This is a genomic window from Bradyrhizobium elkanii USDA 76 (genome assembly GCF_023278185.1).
Lineage (GTDB): Bacteria > Pseudomonadota > Alphaproteobacteria > Rhizobiales > Xanthobacteraceae > Bradyrhizobium > Bradyrhizobium elkanii.
Genome location: NZ_CP066356.1, coordinates 5,940,364 through 5,958,085 on the forward strand (window position 1 = coordinate 5,940,364; position 17,722 = coordinate 5,958,085).

The 17,722-nt window shown below is 64.5% G+C and carries 15 protein-coding genes; 3 read left to right on the forward strand and 12 right to left on the reverse strand.

The genetic code is table 11. From position 1 onward, the window contains the following. Positions 1–42: 42 nt before the first annotated feature. The 4 genes from JEY66_RS28835 to JEY66_RS28850 all read right to left on the reverse strand — a co-directional run bounded on the left by JEY66_RS28835 (position 43) and on the right by JEY66_RS28850 (position 5,062). Positions 43–270, reverse strand: a complete 228-nt coding sequence (locus JEY66_RS28835; protein ID WP_018270860.1) for a twin-arginine translocation signal domain-containing protein — start codon at positions 268–270, stop codon at positions 43–45. A gap of 45 nt (positions 271–315) precedes the next feature. After that, positions 316–1,404, reverse strand: a complete 1,089-nt coding sequence (locus JEY66_RS28840) for a CobW family GTP-binding protein (RefSeq protein WP_018270859.1) — start codon at positions 1,402–1,404, stop codon at positions 316–318. Beyond that, positions 1,404–3,071: an amidohydrolase gene (locus JEY66_RS28845; RefSeq protein WP_018270858.1), complete on the reverse strand. Its 1,668-nt coding sequence runs from the start codon at positions 3,069–3,071 to the stop codon at positions 1,404–1,406. The genes JEY66_RS28840 and JEY66_RS28845 overlap by 1 nt, the downstream gene beginning before the upstream one ends. Positions 3,072–3,484: 413 nt before the next feature. Then, entirely contained in the window at positions 3,485–5,062 is a 1,578-nt protein-coding gene (locus JEY66_RS28850; protein ID WP_018270857.1) for a gamma-glutamyltransferase family protein, read from the reverse strand. 476 nt (positions 5,063–5,538) lie between these two features. Here JEY66_RS28850 and JEY66_RS28855 point away from each other — a divergent pair, with 476 nt between their 5' ends. Next, positions 5,539–6,117 (forward strand): hypothetical protein, encoded by a 579-nt coding sequence (locus tag JEY66_RS28855; protein ID WP_370143669.1) that lies wholly within the window; start codon positions 5,539–5,541, stop codon positions 6,115–6,117. A gap of 815 nt (positions 6,118–6,932) precedes the next feature. Here JEY66_RS28855 and JEY66_RS28860 read toward each other — a convergent pair. After that, positions 6,933–7,607 (reverse strand): helix-turn-helix transcriptional regulator, encoded by a 675-nt coding sequence (locus JEY66_RS28860; RefSeq protein WP_018270855.1) that lies wholly within the window; start codon positions 7,605–7,607, stop codon positions 6,933–6,935. A 234-nt stretch (positions 7,608–7,841) separates the two neighbouring features. Here JEY66_RS28860 and JEY66_RS28865 point away from each other — a divergent pair, with 234 nt between their 5' ends. Beyond that, entirely contained in the window at positions 7,842–9,044 is a 1,203-nt protein-coding gene (locus JEY66_RS28865; RefSeq protein WP_018270854.1) for a serine hydrolase domain-containing protein, read from the forward strand. A 22-nt stretch (positions 9,045–9,066) separates the two neighbouring features. Further along, positions 9,067–10,656: an ABC transporter substrate-binding protein gene (locus JEY66_RS28870; protein ID WP_018270853.1), complete on the forward strand. Its 1,590-nt coding sequence runs from the start codon at positions 9,067–9,069 to the stop codon at positions 10,654–10,656. 7 nt (positions 10,657–10,663) lie between these two features. Here the strand turns inward: JEY66_RS28870 and JEY66_RS28875 are convergent, their stop codons facing one another. The 7 genes from JEY66_RS28875 to JEY66_RS28905 form a co-directional block, all read right to left on the reverse strand. Next, on the reverse strand, positions 10,664–12,067 hold the full coding sequence (locus tag JEY66_RS28875) for an amidase (protein ID WP_016845727.1): 1,404 nt from the start codon (positions 12,065–12,067) through the stop codon (positions 10,664–10,666). 86 nt (positions 12,068–12,153) lie between these two features. Next, a complete protein-coding gene (locus tag JEY66_RS28880; RefSeq protein ID WP_026192572.1) occupies positions 12,154–12,915 on the reverse strand; it encodes an SDR family NAD(P)-dependent oxidoreductase in 762 nt (253 codons plus the stop codon). Between the two features lie 63 nt (positions 12,916–12,978). Next, positions 12,979–13,689: an ABC transporter ATP-binding protein gene (locus tag JEY66_RS28885; protein ID WP_016845725.1), complete on the reverse strand. Its 711-nt coding sequence runs from the start codon at positions 13,687–13,689 to the stop codon at positions 12,979–12,981. After that, a complete protein-coding gene (locus JEY66_RS28890; protein WP_018270850.1) occupies positions 13,679–14,398 on the reverse strand; it encodes an ATP-binding cassette domain-containing protein in 720 nt (239 codons plus the stop codon). Before JEY66_RS28890 ends, JEY66_RS28885 begins: the two co-directional genes overlap by 11 nt. 3 nt (positions 14,399–14,401) lie before the next feature. Next, positions 14,402–15,475: a branched-chain amino acid ABC transporter permease gene (locus JEY66_RS28895; RefSeq protein WP_018270849.1), complete on the reverse strand. Its 1,074-nt coding sequence runs from the start codon at positions 15,473–15,475 to the stop codon at positions 14,402–14,404. Between the two features lie 13 nt (positions 15,476–15,488). After that, positions 15,489–16,355, reverse strand: coding sequence for an ABC transporter permease subunit (locus tag JEY66_RS28900; protein WP_018270848.1), 867 nt, complete (start codon positions 16,353–16,355; stop codon positions 15,489–15,491). A 94-nt stretch (positions 16,356–16,449) separates the two neighbouring features. After that, entirely contained in the window at positions 16,450–17,664 is a 1,215-nt protein-coding gene (locus tag JEY66_RS28905; RefSeq protein WP_085964805.1) for an urea ABC transporter substrate-binding protein, read from the reverse strand. Positions 17,665–17,722: the final 58 nt, after the last annotated feature.

A 17,722-nucleotide genomic window follows, 5' to 3' on the forward strand; every position in this document is an offset into this window, starting at 1 on the left:
GCTCGACCTGGTAGGTCTTGCCGCCGATCTTCAGACCATCCTTCAGCCGCGCCTTGATGCGCTCTGGATCCAGGGATCGGGCTCGGCGAACTGCGCCCGGACGCCGGAGAGGCAGCCGACCCAGCCGATCTTGATGGTATTGCCGGCGGCCCGCGCGACATTGACCAGCGGCACGTTCATCGCCGATGCGAGACCGGTGGCCCCGGCCGCCTTCAAGAGCGTGCGCCGATTGAGCCGGCCCGATGCCGTATCGTTCTTTGTCTCAGTCATGTCCCTCTCCCTCCACAACCAATGATGAAAATGCCTGACGGCGGCTCACGCAGCCGATCGCTGGATCGCCGCACGGCTCACCGCGGCGAATTTGCATAAGGTGTTTTCGATGATCTGGCGCGGGATGCCGCGCACGATGAAGACGAGCCGCGAGCGCCGGTCGGCCGACGGCCAGTCGGCAAGCGTGATCGGCGGATGGAACACGTGCTGCACGCCGTGCACCACCATGGGCGCGTCGGGCTGCTCGGCAACGTGCACGATCGCCTTGAAGCGCAGCAGGTCCTCGCCTTTGAGCGCCGCGACATAGTCGAGCCAGCGCGCGAACGACTCGCGCTGGATCGGCTCGTCGATGATCAGGCTGTAGGATGACACGCCGGCATCGTGGGCGTGATGGCTGTGGTGGCCGCACGCCTCGCCTTCGCAGTGATGATCCCCGTAATGGTGCGGCGCGTTGGCCGCCTGCGACGCCAGATCGAACCAGCGCACCACATCGGCGGAGCGCGCCGCCGGATCGAACAGCCCGGCATCGAGGACCTTTGCCGGATCGACGATCCCATTCCGCACTTTCGTGCGCGTCGCGACCGGATTGATCGCCGCAAGCTGCGCATCGAGCCGCGCCAGTGCGTCCTCGGCGGCCAGGTCGGTCTTGGTCACGAGCAGCCGGTCGGCGACGGCGATCTGCCTGACGGCTTCGCTGTGCGCCGCAAGAGTGTGCGTACCATTAACCGCATCGACGGTCGCGACCACGCCGTCGATCCGGTAGCGGCCGACGACATCGGGCGCCGTCATCAGCGTGTGCAGCACGGGCACGGGATCGGCGAGCCCGGTGGTCTCGACCAGCACCCGGTGGAATGGTGGGATCGTGCCGTCAGCGCGGCGCGATGCGAGGTCGGCCAGCGTCTCGATCAGATCCTCGCGCACCGAGCAGCAGATGCAGCCATTGTCGAGCAGCGCCAGGCGGTCCTCGCTGCTCTCGACCAGCAGATGATCCAGCGCCACCTCGCCGAACTCGTTGATGATGGCGACGACGCCGCCGAGCTCGGGCTGGCGCAGCAAATGGTTCAGCACCGTGGTCTTGCCGCTGCCGAGGAAGCCGGTCAGCACCGTGACCGGAATCTGATCCACCGCAATCATCACGCGCCCCGCTCGTAGACCTTGCGGCCCTCGAAGAAGGTCATCTCGACCCGCGTATCGGCCAATTGATCCGGCGGGATGTCGAAGATCATCTGGTCGAGCACGATCAAATCGGCGGATTTGCCGACCTCGATCGAGCCGATCGACTGGCCGAGCCCGGCCGCGCGTGCGGCGTCGATGGTGTAGATGTCGATCACGGTTTTGAGGTCGAGCGCCTGCTCCGCCCACAGCGACTTGCCGGGAAAATCCCCGGTCGGATTTTGCCGCGTCACCATGCCCTCGATGCCCTGCCAGGGATCGGGGATCGGGATCACCGGCCAGTCCGAGCCGCCGGCCATCAGCGCGCCGGCCTCTTTCAGATCCCTGTTCGGCCAGAAGCGCTGCGCGCGCTCCTCGCCCATCGCGGCCTTGTGCGCCTCGAGGAAGATGGTCGGATACCAGATGATCGGCGACAGATCGGCCGCGACCCCGAGCTCGGCGAAGCGCCGGACATCGTCGGGCGCTATATAGCTCGCATGCGCGATCTGATGGATCAGGTGAGTCGGGCCGTTGAAGCTGCGCACGACATCGATGGCGTCGAGCGCCTGGGTCACCGCGGCGTCGCCCGCGCAATGGATCTTCGCGGCAAGGCCGAGCTTCTCGCAGCGCCCGAGCCAGCGGATCAGGTCCGGCACGGTCAGCATGGTGGCGCCACGGAAGCAGCAGCCGCGCACGGGATCGGCCACATAGGGCTCGTGGAAGGCCGCGGTCTTGGCACCCGGCACGCCGTCGAGGAACACCTTCACATAGTCGGGCTTCACATGGGCGCCGCGGTAATCCTCGCGCAGCGCAAACAGCTCCTCGCCGGCCTTGCCGAACATGAAGCCCGGCTCGACCACCGGCATCGCGCAGACCGCCCAGGCGGAGAGCTCGCCGCGGTCGTCGAGCCCCTTCAGCGCCGCCATGATCGGCTGCATGCTGGCGGCGTCGATGAAGGCGGTGACGCCATATGCGTTCAGCACCGAGATCGAGCGCGCCACCGCCGCGCGATCCATCTCGGCCGTGTAGTGACCGGAGGCCGCGAGCGCCCGCTCGACCAGGCCGGAGGCGGCCTCGATCATGATCCCGGTGAGCGTTCCGGTCTTGAGGTCGCGGCCGATCTCGCCGTCGGTCGGATCAGGAGTGTCGGCCGCAACACCGGCCAGCCGCAACGCCGCCGAGCTCGCCCAGCGATTATGATAGGTGTCGTCGCGCAATACGACGGGATGCCCGAGGCAGGCCGCATCCAGCAGAGCGCAGGATTCCGCGGTGTTCATCTCGTTCAGCAGGTTGTTGCCGAACTGCCCGCCGACGATCCAGGCGCCCGGCGCAGCCACCGAGGCAGCCTTGTGCAGGGTCTCGGCGATCCTTGGAATGCTGTCGGCGTTGGAGAAGCGCAGCTCGTAGAGATCGGCCTGCCCGCCCATCATGATGTGATTGTGGATGTCGACGATCCCCGGCATCGCCATGCGTCCGCCGAGATCGACCGTTGCCGTCCCCTCGCCGATCAGCGTCGCGACGTCGCGCTCCTCGCCCACGGCGATGAACCGGCCGGCCTTGACGGCCGCCCAGCTTGCCCAGGGTTGCCCGCGGTTCGACGTGTAGATCCGGCCGTTGCGGAAGACCGTGTCGGCGAATGTCCTGTTCATACGGATCAAACTTCTCGATTGGGAAAGCCTGGAGCGATCAGCCTCTCGCCGTGCGGTGCACAGGGCTGAACCGCGCACGACGCCGGCATGATGGCCAAACGTTCGGCATGTCGGCATTTGGAACAATCCACCGTCCGGTGGATGCTCCGCCGTCTGCCGCGATACGGGCGGCGGCACGGCATAGAGCGCGGTGACTTCATTTCAAATCGTGCGGCAGGCCCCGCTTCACCTCGCCCCGCTTGCGGGGAGAGGTCGGAACGCATCGTAGATGCGTTCCGGGTGAGGGGGAGCCTCCGCAAACGCACTATCGCCGGATACGCAGAGACAGCCCCTCACCCCAACCCTCTCCCCGTAAGAACGGGGCGAGGGCGCAGTTCCGTTGCGGCCGTTAGTCGATATAGTCCCGTCGCCCTTCAGAAGCCCAGCGCCAGACCGTCCTTGCGGTGGTCGGAAGCGCCAAACAAGACACCCCTGGCATGGTCGATGCGGATCGCCTGGCAGCCGCCGATCGGCTCCTCCGAGAACCGGGCATCGTGGCCGCGGGCGCGTAGGTCGTCGCGTATCCCGGGAGAAATGGTCGTCTCCAGCGACAGCGCGCCGTCGAAGGCAAAGGAGCGCGGCGCCTCGGCCGCCGCCTGGATGTCCATCTGCATGTCGAAGATGTTCGACAGCAGATTGGCATGGCCCGCGGCCTGGTAATGCCCGCCCATCACGCCGAACGACATCACGGTCTTGCCGTCCTTGCGCAGCAGGCCCGGGATGATCGTATGCATCGGCCGCTTGCGCGGCCCGAGCGAATTGGGATGTCCGGGTTTGGCGCGAAAGCTCCAGCCGCGGTTGTGCAGCAGGATGCCCGACTTCGGCGCATAGATGCCGCTGCCGAACGGATAGAACAGCGAGTTGATCAGCGACACGGCGTTGAGGTCGCGGTCGACCACCGTGACATAGACGGTGTCGCGATGCTCGATATCGTCCCAGGTCACGGGCGTGGACGCGCGGCCCATGTCGATCTTGCTGCGGATCCTCCCGATATAGTCTTCGGCAAGGAAAGCGGCCGGATCGATCTTACTCATGGCGGGATCGCAAAAGAAGGCGTCGCGCGCGCGGTAGGCGGCCTTGGTGGCTTCGGCCAGCAAATGGATGCGATCGGCCTCTCCGAGCTTGCCGACGTCGAAGCCGGCAAGCGTACGCAGGATCATCAGCGCGGCCAGGCCCTGCCCGTTCGGCGGACACTCGACCACATCGTGGTCGTGGTAGCGTGCCGAGATCGGGCGTACATAGTCGGAGGTCTGGGCGGCGAAATCGTCGGTGCTGTGGGCGCCGCCCAGGGCGCGCAAGATGGCCACCATCTCATCGGCAGTCTCGTCCGCGTAGAACGCGTCGCGCCCGTGCTGCGCGATCCGGCGAAGGGTGCGGCCGAGCGCGGGCTGCGTGCGGATGTCGCCGACCTCAGGCGCCTTGCCACCGGGCAGAAACTGCGCCGCCGCATTGCCGTCGATCTCGATCCGGGCCCGGAAGCGGCGCCAATCCTCCGCGACGCGCGGCGTCACGCAAAAGCCCCGCTCGGCGGCCGAGATCGCCGGCCGGAAGATCTCCTCCAGTGACCTGCTGCCATGATCGGCGACCAGCCGGCACCACGCATCGATTGCGCCGGGCACGGTCACGGCCTCGGGCGCGGTCGGCGGAATGTCGCGCGCGCCACTTGCGGCAAATTTCCCGGCATCGGTCGCGGCCGGCGTGCGGCCCGAACCGTTCAGCGCGATCGGCTCGCCGGCGTCAGGCGAATACAACGCGAAGCAGTCTCCGCCGATCCCGGTCATCTGCGGCTCGACCACGCCCTGCACCGCGACCGCCGCCACCGCGGCATCGACGGCATTGCCGCCGGCCTTCAGCATCTCGACCGCGGCCAGCGTCGCCTGCGGGTGCGAGGTCGCGGCCATGCCGCGCTCCGCAACCGCCACCGAACGGCCGATGGCCATGAAATCGCGCATGTCGAATCCTCTGATGTTGCGAGCGGCAGCCGCTCGCCAACATTGTCGAATACGACACCGGTCCTTGCGGGACTCTCGGTCAGCGGCCAGGCAGGCAGCAATCCACCTAACGGTGGATCGGTGAATACGGACGAGGGTTGTCCCCGCCAGACGCTTCTTGGACGCGGCGAGTTGATCCGGCGTCAAACCTGCGCGTGATAAATTCTTTCGGTCTATCTTGCGTGCTCGCGGCAATTCTGTGGTGGGTAACTGGTTGCCAAGCCCGGAGCGCGATGGCACGTTGCCATGATCAATTTAGCTCATGTCGATTGCCAATGCCGATGTCATCTCTCAAAGAGCTTCGTGGCGCCAGACGAAGTCGGTTCGGTTGCGAGGCTGGTTGGTTACGCATTGCCTCGTCTCTGGTTTCACTGTCATGCTGCGCCGTCGTTCACAACGTGCGTGCAGCGTCACCTAATGAGGCGTCGAGTCGACAGGTGACGGCATCCGAACCGTCGGCTCAATCCGATGCCAACGGGAGCATATTGCCAGATGAGGATTACGTGATCGGAGGGATGGATCGAGCCTTCAGGCTAAAGCTGTTCTATTTGCTCCATGCAGGGGAACAGGCCGGACTGGCACCCGGGATCACAAGCGGATTCCGCGATGACTACCGCCAATCGATTGCAAACGGGCTGAAGGCCGCAAATGACAAATCTTATCACGGGGGCAGCTCGCGTGGAGGCTATGGTCACGGACTCGCCGCAGACGTCGTCAGCATGAATGGCGGCAGCAAGGAGGAGCGTGCAATCGAGACCAAGAGATTGTGGAAATGGATCGACGAGCACGAAAAGCAGTTCGGAGTTGGACGTCCATATTTGAATGGAGACCCTGCGCATCTCGCACCGGTCGATGGTCGGGAGTATGCTGCTCATCGTACGGTATCAAGGCACACAAGGCTGGCCGGCAAGCGACATACCCGAATTGCAGCATCTTCCAGACATGGCGTGACGACGCGCGCAAAGTCAAAGGCAGCGTCGAGAGCCGCGACGACGAGACTCAGCTCGCGCCTCTGATTGGCCTCTCCCTCCTGCGCTTCGTGCACTCCGGCGCGCCCCAGCTCAGGGGGTGAACTGGGGCTAACGGCGGCTTCGGAGGCCGTAGCGGCCAGCCTCCACCCATGACATTAGGCCTCTCTCCCGACTCTCATCTACCAGGAACCGCGATTGCTGCGCCGCGCTACTACTTCTGCGCTGTGGAGCCTGCTTGCCGCTGAATCCGTTACTCAGGGCTAGTCCAGAATGGCAATTGCCGCGTGCGCTTGTCGATTTATGATGTCCCTAGTCGTGCGGATTGGCCGACCTTTACCCACACCCGACCATGCACCTCGCGCGATCAGGGATCGCCGCTTCGGGCCCACGAAGCGACGGTCCCGCCCAATTCCGGATGCGACAGATCAGCCCGACGGGCAACTCAGCAAAACCTGTCAATCCTCGCGCGCGAAAATATTTCGCTTTATCCGAAGCACAACTCGGTATATGGTTTCCCGGTCTCACCCGATCGAGGGGCGCTTCGCGGTCGTCACGAACGTGGGTCGAGATGCGGTGGACGCTGCGCGTGGTACTGACGAGAGCACGCAAGGCGGACGGCGAAATCGTGCAGGCCTGACGCCCTAGCGGCAGGTGTCCTCTCGCAAAGCGCGCCAGCACAGTCCGCGCCACACACTCCATGTCGTCCTGGCGAAAGCCAGGACCCATTACCCCAAATGAGAGTTGTTGCGCGACGCTGGGGCCACGATCCCGTTCGTGATCAAATGCGGTGGTTATGGGGTCCTGGCTTTCGCCAGGACGAGTGCTGAAAGAACCGCGAACCCTAATCGACAGCCCGCGCGTCAATGCGGCCGCGACATCATCGCCACCACGGCGGAGCGGGTCTCGACGCCGAGCTTCTCGAAGATATGGATCAGATGCGTCTTCACCGTCGCGAGACCGATGTTCAGGCACTCGCCGATCTCGCGGTTGGTTCGGCCGCAGCACAACAGCTCGACGACTTCCATCTCGCGCGAGGTCAGGCCAAAGCGCGCCGGCTCGTCGGCGTTCGACGACAGGCGGCTGGTCAGGTTGAACTCGAGATAGTCGTGGATCTTCTCCGCAATGTGCATGCTGCCGTCGGGAATCGCGCAGCCCGGCGCCCACAGCACGCTCATTCCGGCGACGATGCGGTCGTTGCGACGGAAGAAGAACTCGATCATGTCGGCGACGCCGCATTGGCCGGCGAAGGCGCGGTAGGTTGCGGCCTCATGGGTCGCGCATTGGTCGAGAGCTGTGCTCAGCCGCGCAATCGGCCGGTTGCTCGCCGAGCGCGGATGCAGCGGATCGAGCCGGTTCATGCCGGCAAGATACTGGTCGTGGAAACTCGGCGGCACGTTGCTGCTGAGCACGAAGCGGTTGAGGGTCAAATTGCCGTCGACCTCGTAGAACGCGGTCGCCGACCCCTCGAGAATGCCGCGCGCGAACTGAATGGCCTGCGTGGTTGCCGGATCCGGTCGGCCCAGAAGCGCGATCATGACCTACCTCCCGATGTTTCCCGATGGCGAACGTCTGCGCGTCGCATGCCCGTCACGCTGGGGCAGCCGCGGGCCATAGTCAAGCAAATTGCGGGCCAAGCGCACGAAGTGCGCATCCGGGGAAACGGTTACGCCGAAGTAACCCAGCGGCCTCCTCCACCATCCGGTTGATTGCGAGCGACGCGAGCCATGCGGAACTTTCGCACATCATCCGATGTCATTGCTGGATCAAGAATGAATTCGCGTCGCATCATGGCCGCCTTCCCGTCGGCGGCCGACGAACAGGTCACGCTCGCCAACTGGTGTCAGCATCCTTTCAGCGAGTGGGCATTCCGCAATGTCCGCGAATTGCTGCCCACCGCGAATATCGCGCGCGCCGCGGCGCCGGCGCCGCTGTCCTTTGCGCCGCGCTATCTCGACGACGTCAGCTTCGCCAACCCGCGCGGCGAGACGGTCGGCGTCGGCGAAGCCCTGCGCGCCAGCTACACCGACGGCATCGTGGTGTCGCATCGCGGACAGGTCGCGTTCGAATGGTATGCCCATGGCCTCACGCCCGATACCCCGCACCTGATCTTCTCCGTCAGCAAGTCGGTCGCCGGAACGCTCGGCGGCATCCTTGCCGATCACGGCAAGCTCGATCCGGATGCTCCGGTGACGCGCTACATCCCGGAGATGGAAGGCTCGGTCTATGGCGGCAGCTGCACGGTGCGGCATCTGCTCGACATGAGCGTCGGCATCCGCTTCGACGAGGATTACATGGCGCGCGACGGCGACGTCATGAACTACCGGCGCTCGACCGGCTGGGAGCTGCCCGATCCGGCGATTCCGCCGAGCAATCTGCGCGACTATCTGCGCACGCTGCGGCCGAACGGCGCACCGCATGGAGAGACCTTCCACTACGTCTCGACCAACACCGATGTGCTCGGCTGGGTCTATGAGCGCGCCTGCGGCCTGTCCTACGCAAAAATCCTCTCGCACTATCTGTGGCAGCCGATGGGCGCCGAGCACGACGCCTACATCACGGTCGATTCACGCGGCGCAGGCCGCGTCGCCGGCGGCATCTGCGCGACGTTGCGCGATCTCGCCCGCTTCGGCGAGATGATGCGCAATCACGGCATCAGCAACGGACGACAGGTCGTCCCCGGCTGGTGGATCGACGACATCAGGCAGAACGGCAATGCCGAGGCCTGGTCGCGCGGCGACCTGACGAAGGTGTTTCCAAACGGCAATTACCGCAACAAATGGTACACGCTCGATCGACGCGAAACGCCGTTTGCCGCGGTCGGCATCCATGGCCAGTGGATCTATATCGATCCGGCCAACGAGACCGTGATCGCACGCGTCTCCTCGCAGCCGCTGCCGATGGATCTCGATCTCGATCACATGTGGATGCGCGGCTATCGCGCGATCGCGGCCAGGCTTGCCGGCAAGAGCTGACCGATTGCGACAGGGGGACACCATGGGACCATCGATCGACCGGCGCCGTCTGTTGCAGATCGGTGCGGGAGCAAGCCTTGGCATTGCGATGCCACGCATCGCGCGGGCCAGTTCGAAGACGATCACGGCCGTCATGCACGCTCCGCTGCGCGCCACCGATCCGATCATGACGACGGCGTGGACCGCGCGCAACCACGGCTACATGATCTACGACACGCTGTTCTCGACAAATTCGAAATTCGAGATCAAGCCGCAGATGGTCGAGGCCTGGGAGGTCTCCGCCGACGGCCTGACCTACACGTTCCGCCTGCGGCCCGGCCTCAAATTCCATGACGGCAGCGCGGTGACGTCGGCCGACGTGATACCCTCGCTGCAGCGCTGGGCCCGGCGCGACACGATGGGCCAGAAACTGTTCGAATTCGTCGCCGAGCTGAAGGCGGTCGACGAGCGCACCTTCCGCATGGTGCTGAAGGAGCCGTGCGGCTTCGTATTGGCGGCGCTCGGCAAGCCGACCGCCAATGTGCCCTTCATCGTGCCGGCGCGGATCGCCGCGACGCCCGCCGACCAGGCCATCACCGATCACCTCGGCTCCGGACCGTTCCGCTTCGTGACGGCGGAATTCCAGCCCGGCGTCAAGGCTGCCTACGAGAGGAACCCGGATTACGTCTCGCGCGACGAACCGTCCGACGGCACCGGCGGCGGCAAGGTCGTCAAGATCGGCCGCTACGAATGGATCAGTGTGCCGGATTTCCAGATCGCGACCAACGCGCTCGTCAACGACGAGATCGACTATTTCGAGGTGCCGCCGCACGACCATCATCCGATACTCGCGCGCGCTGCGAATGTCGAGCTGACCGATTACAACATGCTGGGCTTCTCCGGCATGTGCCGGATGAACTGGCTGGTGCCGCCGTTCGACCGGCCGGAGATCCGCCAGGCCGTGCTGCACGCGGTGAACCAGAAGGACTGGCTCGATACCCAGATCGGCAATCCCGATTACTACAAGATCACGCCGGCGATCTTCGTCGCCGGCACGCCGTTCGAAAGCGCGGTCGGATGGTCGACCAAGGCGGACACCGCGAAAGCCAGGGAGCTGCTCAAGCAGGGCGGCTACAAGGGCGAACCGATCACGATCCTGCACGCGACCGACGCCCCGATCATCACCGCGCTCGGCACGGTCACCGCCGAGGCGCTGCGGTCGATCGGCATGAACGTCAACCTGCTGGCGATGGATTGGGGTTCGGTGGTGGCGCGGCGCGCCAAACAATCGATGCCGGCCGAGGGCGGCTGGTCGCTCTACCATTCGACCTGGGCCAGCGCCGACCTCGTCAATCCGATCGGCAACGCCTGCGTCAACGGCGAGGGCAAGAACGGCGGCTTCTTCGGCTGGGTCGAGGACGCCGAGCTCGAGCGGCTGCGCGACAGCTTTGCCCGCGCCGTGGCGCCGCCGGACCAGAAGGCGCTGGCCGACAAGATCCAGGCACGCGCCTACGAGGTGGTCACCCACGTCCCGACCGGGCAGTACAATCAGCCGGCCGCGACGCGCAAGGCGCTGAAGGACATCGTCCGCGCGCCGGTGCCGCTGTTCTGGAATGTCGACAAGACCGGTTGAGGATCCCCTATTCGATCGGCGGCCGCCGCGTATGCCAATCCGTCACCGACTGGAACGCGGCGCCGGCGCGGACCAGGACGTCCTCGGAGAGATGCGGGCCGACCAATTGCATGCTGAGCGGCATCTGGTCCGAGGCCATGCCCATCGGCAGCGTGATGGTCGGGCTGCCGGAGAAGTCGAACACCGCCGTGAAGCGCAGAATGCTCAGGAGCACGCTGGGGTCGGCGCCGTATTCGCTCATCTTGGTCAGCGTCGGAATCGGCACCGGCATCGTCGGGATCAGCAGCAGATCGATATCTTCGAACATGGCGGCGAGGCTGCCGCTGAACTTCAGCCGCTCGTGATGGATCGCGGCAATATCGACGCCGCTCGTCGCCCGGCCCTGCTCGATCAGCTGCGCGAGGTCGGGTCCGTATTCCGACTTGCGCGACGGGTAGGTGTCCAGATGCGCCTCGGCCGTCTCCACCGAGCACATCGCAATCCACTGACTGACGAGCTTCTGATAGGGCGGGAAATGCACCTCGCGGATGTCGGCGCCGAGATCGGCGAGGGTGCGCTCGGCTTGCACCAGCGCGGCGACGACGTGCCGATCGATGCCCTCCTGGGTGTACCTGCGGTCAACGCCGATCCTGAGGCCCCTGATGCCGTCGTCGATGCCGGCCAGATAGTTCGGCACCGGAGCCCGCAAGGCGGTCGGATCGTTGATATCAGCACCCGCGATGACGCCGAGCATCGCCGCGGCATCCGCAGCGCTGCGGCACATCGGCCCGACGTGATCGAGCGAGTCCGCGAGCGGAAAGACGCCGTGCCGGCTGACCCGTCCCCAGGTCGGCTTGATCCCGGTCAACCCGCAGGTCGCCGACGGAAAGCGGATCGAGCCGCCGGTGTCGCTGCCGATCGCGCCGTAGCAGAGCCCCGCCGAGGTCGCGACGCCCGATCCGGTCGACGAGGAGCCAACCCAGTAGTTCACATTCCACGGGTTGAGCGGGGCCTGGATTGCAGGATGGTGGCTGGTGTAGGCCCCCTCCGTCATCTTCAGCTTGCCGAGCGTCACCGCGCCGGCGACTTCGAGCCGGTCCACGATCGTGGCATTGAAGGACGGCACAAACTTCGCATGGATCGTGGTGCCGCCCGCAGTCGGCGCAAACGAGGTGTAGCAGAGGTCCTTCAGCCCGATCGGAACGCCATGCAGCGGGCCGCGCCAGATGCCCTTGGCGATCTCCGCATCGTACTGCTTGGCCTGGGCCATCGCCCGCTCCGCAAGGACCAGCGCATAGCCGTGAAACTGTCCGTCCAGCTTCGCAATCCGGCCCAGCATCGCCTCGGTGATCTCCGAGGGCTTCGCCTCCTTGCGGCGAATGAGCTCGGAAATCTCGGTGATGGATTTGTAGTGCAATGAATCCGCTGACATCTGACGCCCTGCTGTTATCGGAATATGCCTGCTCGGACCGCCGCCGCGGGCGGCGATCTCACGGCTCTGCTGACGGCGCGCCCCGCCTAGAACTGGACGCCGCGCGTCAACGCGCCGTCCACCACGAGGTTGGTCCCCGTGATGAAGCTCGCCGCCTTGCTCGCCAGAAACACGGCGGCGTTCGCCATCTCCTGCGGCGTGCCCATGCGGCCGGTCGGATTGAGCGCCAATGCGGTCTTGTACAGTTCGGGATTGCCGTCCTTGATCATGTTCCAGACGCCGCCCTCGAAATAGGTGTTGCCCGGCGACACCGAATTGGCCCGGATGCCCTTGGAGGCGAGCTGGTAGGCGAGGCCCTGCGTGTAGTGGATGATCGCGGCCTTGAACGTTCCGTAGGGACCGCTGGCAAAATCGACCTCGCGTCCCGAGACGCTCGAGATGGTGACGATCGCGGCAGCGCCGCTCTTCTCCAGATACGGCATCGCCGCGTTGACGAGGCGCACCGTCCCCATCATGTCGGTGGAGAATTCCTTCTCCCAGCTCTCCTCGTCCTGCCCGATCGAGAGCGCGCTGACATTGGCGACCACGACATCGATGCCGCCGAGCTTGGACGCCATGTCGGCGACCCAGGCCTTCAGGGCCGGCCCGTTCGAGACATCGACGGCACTACCGAATGCCGCAACGCCCTTGGCCTTGAGCGCTGTGACCGCAGCATCGACGTCGCCCTGGTTGCGCGCGCAGATTCCGACATTGGCGCCTTCGGCCGCGAACGTGTCGGCGATCGCCCTGCCGATACCCTTGGTGCTGCCGGTAACGAGAACCTTTGCTCCCTTGAGTCCGAGATCCATGTCCATTCCCTCCGTTATTATCAATTATGCAACGCACTGATCCTCACCGCATGGCGCGGTCGATCACAGCAACAGCTGTGCGCGAACGTTGTCCGCGTTGACCTCCTCACCGGCCAGCGATCGCGTGATCTTGCCCTTCTCCATGATGTAGCAGCGCTGCGCGATCTCCAGGATGGTGTCGAGGTTCTGCTCGACGAACACGATCGTGGTCCCGAGCTCCGCCCGGAACGATTTCAGCGCCTCGCAAATGTGCTGCACGATCGACGGCTGGATGCCCTCCGACGGCTCGTCGAGGATCATCAGCGCCGGATTGCCGATCAGCGCGCGGCCGATCGCAAGCTGCTGCTGTTCGCCGCCCGACATGGTGCCCGCGATCTGGCGCCGGCGCTCCCTCAGGCGCGGAAAATACTCGTAGACGAGTTCGGGCAGCTTCTTGCCTTCGGGCCCGCCGATCAACTCGCCGACCTGCAAATTCTCCTCGACGCTCATCTGCGGAAACACGTCGCGGCCCTGCGGGATGTAGCCGAAGCCGGCGCGCGCCCGCGCATCGGCCTCGAGCTGCGTGACATCCTGATCCATGAAGCTGATGGTGCCGCGCCAGGTCTGCAGCAGACCGATCAGGCACCGCATCAGGGTGGACTTGCCGACGCCGTTGCGGCCGATCACGCCGACGATCTCGCCGCGCGAGACCGACATGCTGACGCCCTGGAGGATCGGCGTCGCGCCGTAACCCGCCCAAAGTCCCGACACCTCCAGAATGCGATCAGTGGGCATGAGTCTTACCCAGGTAGATTTCAGCGACTTTCTCGTCTTCCAGGATGGCCTCGAGGCTGCCGCGCGCGAAAATCTTGCCAAGATGCAGGACGGTGACGCGCTGGGCGACCTGACGCACGAACGCCATGTCGTGCTCGACAACCAGGACGGTCATGCCCTCGGCATTGAACGACTTGATCAGCTCACCGGTCTTGAAGGTCTCCTCGGGCGACATGCCGGCGGTCGGCTCGTCCAGCAGCAACAGCTGCGGCTGCAGCGCCAGCGCCATCCCGATCTCCAGCCATTGCTGCTGGCCGTGCGACAGCGCACCGGCGAGCTTGCCGCTATCATCAGCCAGATTGAGCAACGCGAGCAGCCGCTCCTCTTCGGCACGGCATTCCGCGCCCGAGATGCGTTCCTGTAGCGCGATCTGGATGTTCTGCCGCACCGGCAGTTCCTTGAATACGCTCGGCGCCTGCATCTTGATGCTCATGCCGCGCTGCACCCGCGCGTAGGGCCGCTCGGCGGTGATGTCGATCGAGTCGAAAAAGATGCTGCCCGTGGTCGGCGGATAGAGCCCGACAATCAATTTGAACAGCGTGCTCTTCCCGGCTCCGTTGGGCCCGATCAGGCAGTGCACCTCGCCGGCATTGACCGTCAGGTCGACATCGGACACGGCGGTCAATCCACCGAAACGTTTCGATACGCCTTTTACGTCGACCAACGCCATGATTCAGGTCTCATCCGATTGCAGGCGGGCGGTATCGGCCAGCGCGGGGGCCTCGTCGCGGCGCCGACGCCGCGTCCACCAATCGACGACCAGCTTGCCGATGCCGAGCACGAAGCCCTGCGGCGCCAGCATCACGGTGGCGAGCAGCAGCACGCCCATCAGCACCAGCGCCGCCTGCTGGCTGTAAACCGTGATGGTCTGGAAGCCGAACAGCAGCAGGAACGACCCGACCAGCGTCGCGGTCAGATCGTTGCGTCCGGAGAACGCCACCCACACGATCGGCATCGCGGCCGCCGGCAGGCCGATGCTGGATGGCGTGATGAACTGCCCCCACGACGTGTACAGTGCGCCGCTCAACCCCGCGAGCCCGCTGCCGATCACGAAGGTCAGAAGCTGATACTTGCGGACGTCGTAGCCGAGCATCTCGGCGCGCTGCGGATTTTCCCGCGTCGCCACGATCACATTGCCGACGCTCGAGTTCACCAGCATGCGCAGCGCGATATAGACGATCACGATCAGCGCGATCATGACGTAATAGAGCGCCGAGCCCTCGATGTCGAAGTCGCCGACCGTAAGCGGGTCCATTCCCTTCATGCCGTTGAAGCCGTTCAGCCGGGCCGGACCGATATGCCATTCGGGTCCTGCGGTCTGCCCGAGGAAGAACGCAAGCACCAGCGTCGCCGACAGCGTCACGATGCCGAAGAAAATCCCGCTGATGCCACCCCAGATCATGAAGTAGCCGAGGATCCCGGCCGCGATCATCGCGAAGACCACGGAGAGAACCAGCGCAGCGATCGTGGCCGTTCCCCCGCCCATATTGATGGCGAGCACGCCATAGCCGTAGCCGGCGATGCCGAAGAAGAAGGTCTGGCCGAACGACAGCATGCCGCCGTATCCCCACATCAAGCAGAGACCGAGCGCCATGAAGATCCAGATCAGGAAGTAGGCGAAATTGCCGACATCATAGGAATCAGCGAACAGCGGATAGATCAGTGCCCCCGCCAGCACGGCGAGGAAGCAGGACCAGAAGATCTTCCCGCGTCCGAGCGTCTGCGGGCCCTCGAGCAGCTTCAACATCAGAAATTCCCGTCTAGCGCCCACGACGAACCAGCACGCTGGATAGTCCCTCGGGCAGCACACGTATGATCAGGATGACAGCAAACAGCATGCCGATCTGGCCGATGATCTGCCCGTAGCTGGCATTCAATGCCATTCGGATCATCGCCAGGAACACGGCGGCCGGCGCAGTTCCGAGCAGGACATTGGCGCCGCCGATCACCACGGTGACAAAGCTCTCGACCACGAAGGTCGCTCCCATAGTCGGGATCAGCGTCATGGTCGGCGCGTAGAGCGCGCCGCAGAGCCCCGCGAGCGCGGTGCCGATGCCGAAGCTGATGGAATAGATCCGCCCGGTGCGCGCGCCGAGCGCCTTGGCCATCGCCGCGTTCTGCATCGTGGCGCGCGCGATCACGCCAAAGCGCGTCTTCATGAAGATGATATAGAGACCGGCCAGCACGGCCACAGCACAGCCGAACAGCACAAGGCGGTAGGTCGAGAACGTGTAGCCTCCGATCGCGAAGCTTCCTTCCGGCGTACCGATACCGCGCACCGCGGACCCGACGATCAGCAGCATCGACTGCGTCACGATCAGGCTGAGGCCCCAGGTGGCGAGCAGCGAGTCGAGCGGACGCTTGTAGAAGCGCCGCACGACGAGGTACTCGACGATCATGCCGATAATCCCCGCGGTCAGCGCAGCCAGAATCTGGGCAATCGGAAGCGGGACGCCGAGGTTGACGAGCCCCACGGTGACGTAGGCGCCGCACATGATGAACTCGCCATGCGCCATGTTGATGACGCCCATCATGCCGAACACGATGGCAAGGCCCGCCGCTGACAGGATCAGGAACGCGAAGACATCGGCGAACTGATAGAATACCGAGAAGAGTTCAGCCGACATTCCGGTCTCCCTGATCGCGGCGCCGCATCATTGCGGCGCCGGCTCGGTTCGCAGTCGTGATGCACAACACGAGCAAGATTCGTGCCTGCGCGCGTCACGATTTGCTGGGAAGATGACTCGGCGTGTACTGATCCTTGTCGTTCTTCTTGGTGAGGTCGCAGCCGATCTCGCCAAGCCAGTACGGCTGGATCGTCCCGTAGTCCTTCTCCACCGTCACCTCATGCTTGGGCCCGACCGAGATCAGGCGCATGCGGTGCGACGTATGCTGGCTCTTCGGGTCGATGCAGACCTTGCCCTCGGGAGCGTCGATGCAGGCATCGCCCGTTGCGATCACCTTGCGCATGTCCTCGAGCTTGGTCGACTTCGCCTTCTCGACCAGCGTCTTGTACATGTAGAGCGCATTGTAGGCGTTGTAGCCCATGTCGTTGATGTAAAGCTCATCGGGGAACTTGGCGTGCCAGCGCTTCTTGAAATCGTTGGCTTCGGGGGTATCGATCTCCTCGAACCAGTTCGCGGTCGCATGCATGTTGTTGAGCGCCGGCGGCTTGAACCGTTTGTGCTCGAAGCCGAGCATGATCTTGATCGAAGAGCCCATCGGCAAATTGAGGTTGGCCGCAGCCGCCTGCTCGAAGAACGAGTCTTGCGCCGCGCCGACATTGATCGTCAGCAACCAGTCCGGCTTCGCCTTCTGGATGTTCTGGATCGTCTGCGCGAACTGCGACACGCCGAGCGGGATGAATTCCTCTCCCACGACCTCGCCGCCGAGGTCCTTCATGATCTTGCGGTTCCACTCCGCGGAGATCTGGCCAAAATTGTAGTCGGCCGCGATGACATAGACCTTCTTGCCGAACTTCTGGACCATCCAGGGGATCAGGGTCGAGAACTGCTGCTCCGGCACCGCGCCCATGCTGATCATGCTGGCGTCGCAGACACCGCCTTCATACTGGTTCGTATAGAAGTACGGCGTGGTGGTGCGGTCGACGATCGGACGCAACGCCTCGCGCGACGCAGAGGTGATGCCACCGATCAGCACGTCGACCTTGTCACGATTGAGCAGCCGGCGGCCGAACTCCTGATAGCGGGCATTGTCACCCTGGGGATCAAGGTGAATCAACTCGATCTGCCGGCCGAGAATGCCGCCGCTCTTGTTGATCTCCTCGACCGCCAGCTGCGAGCCGTGCAGCTTCGGCATGCCCATGAAGGCGAGATCGCCGGAGACGTCCTCCAGCAAGCCGATCTTCAGCGGCGGCTCCGCCGCCTGGGCGGCACCTATTGCCGCGGTCCCGAGCATTGCACCAAGCAAAGCCATTCCGACTATACGCCCCGAATACATCGCGATGTCCTCTGTCGTTGAAGGATGTTTGAAG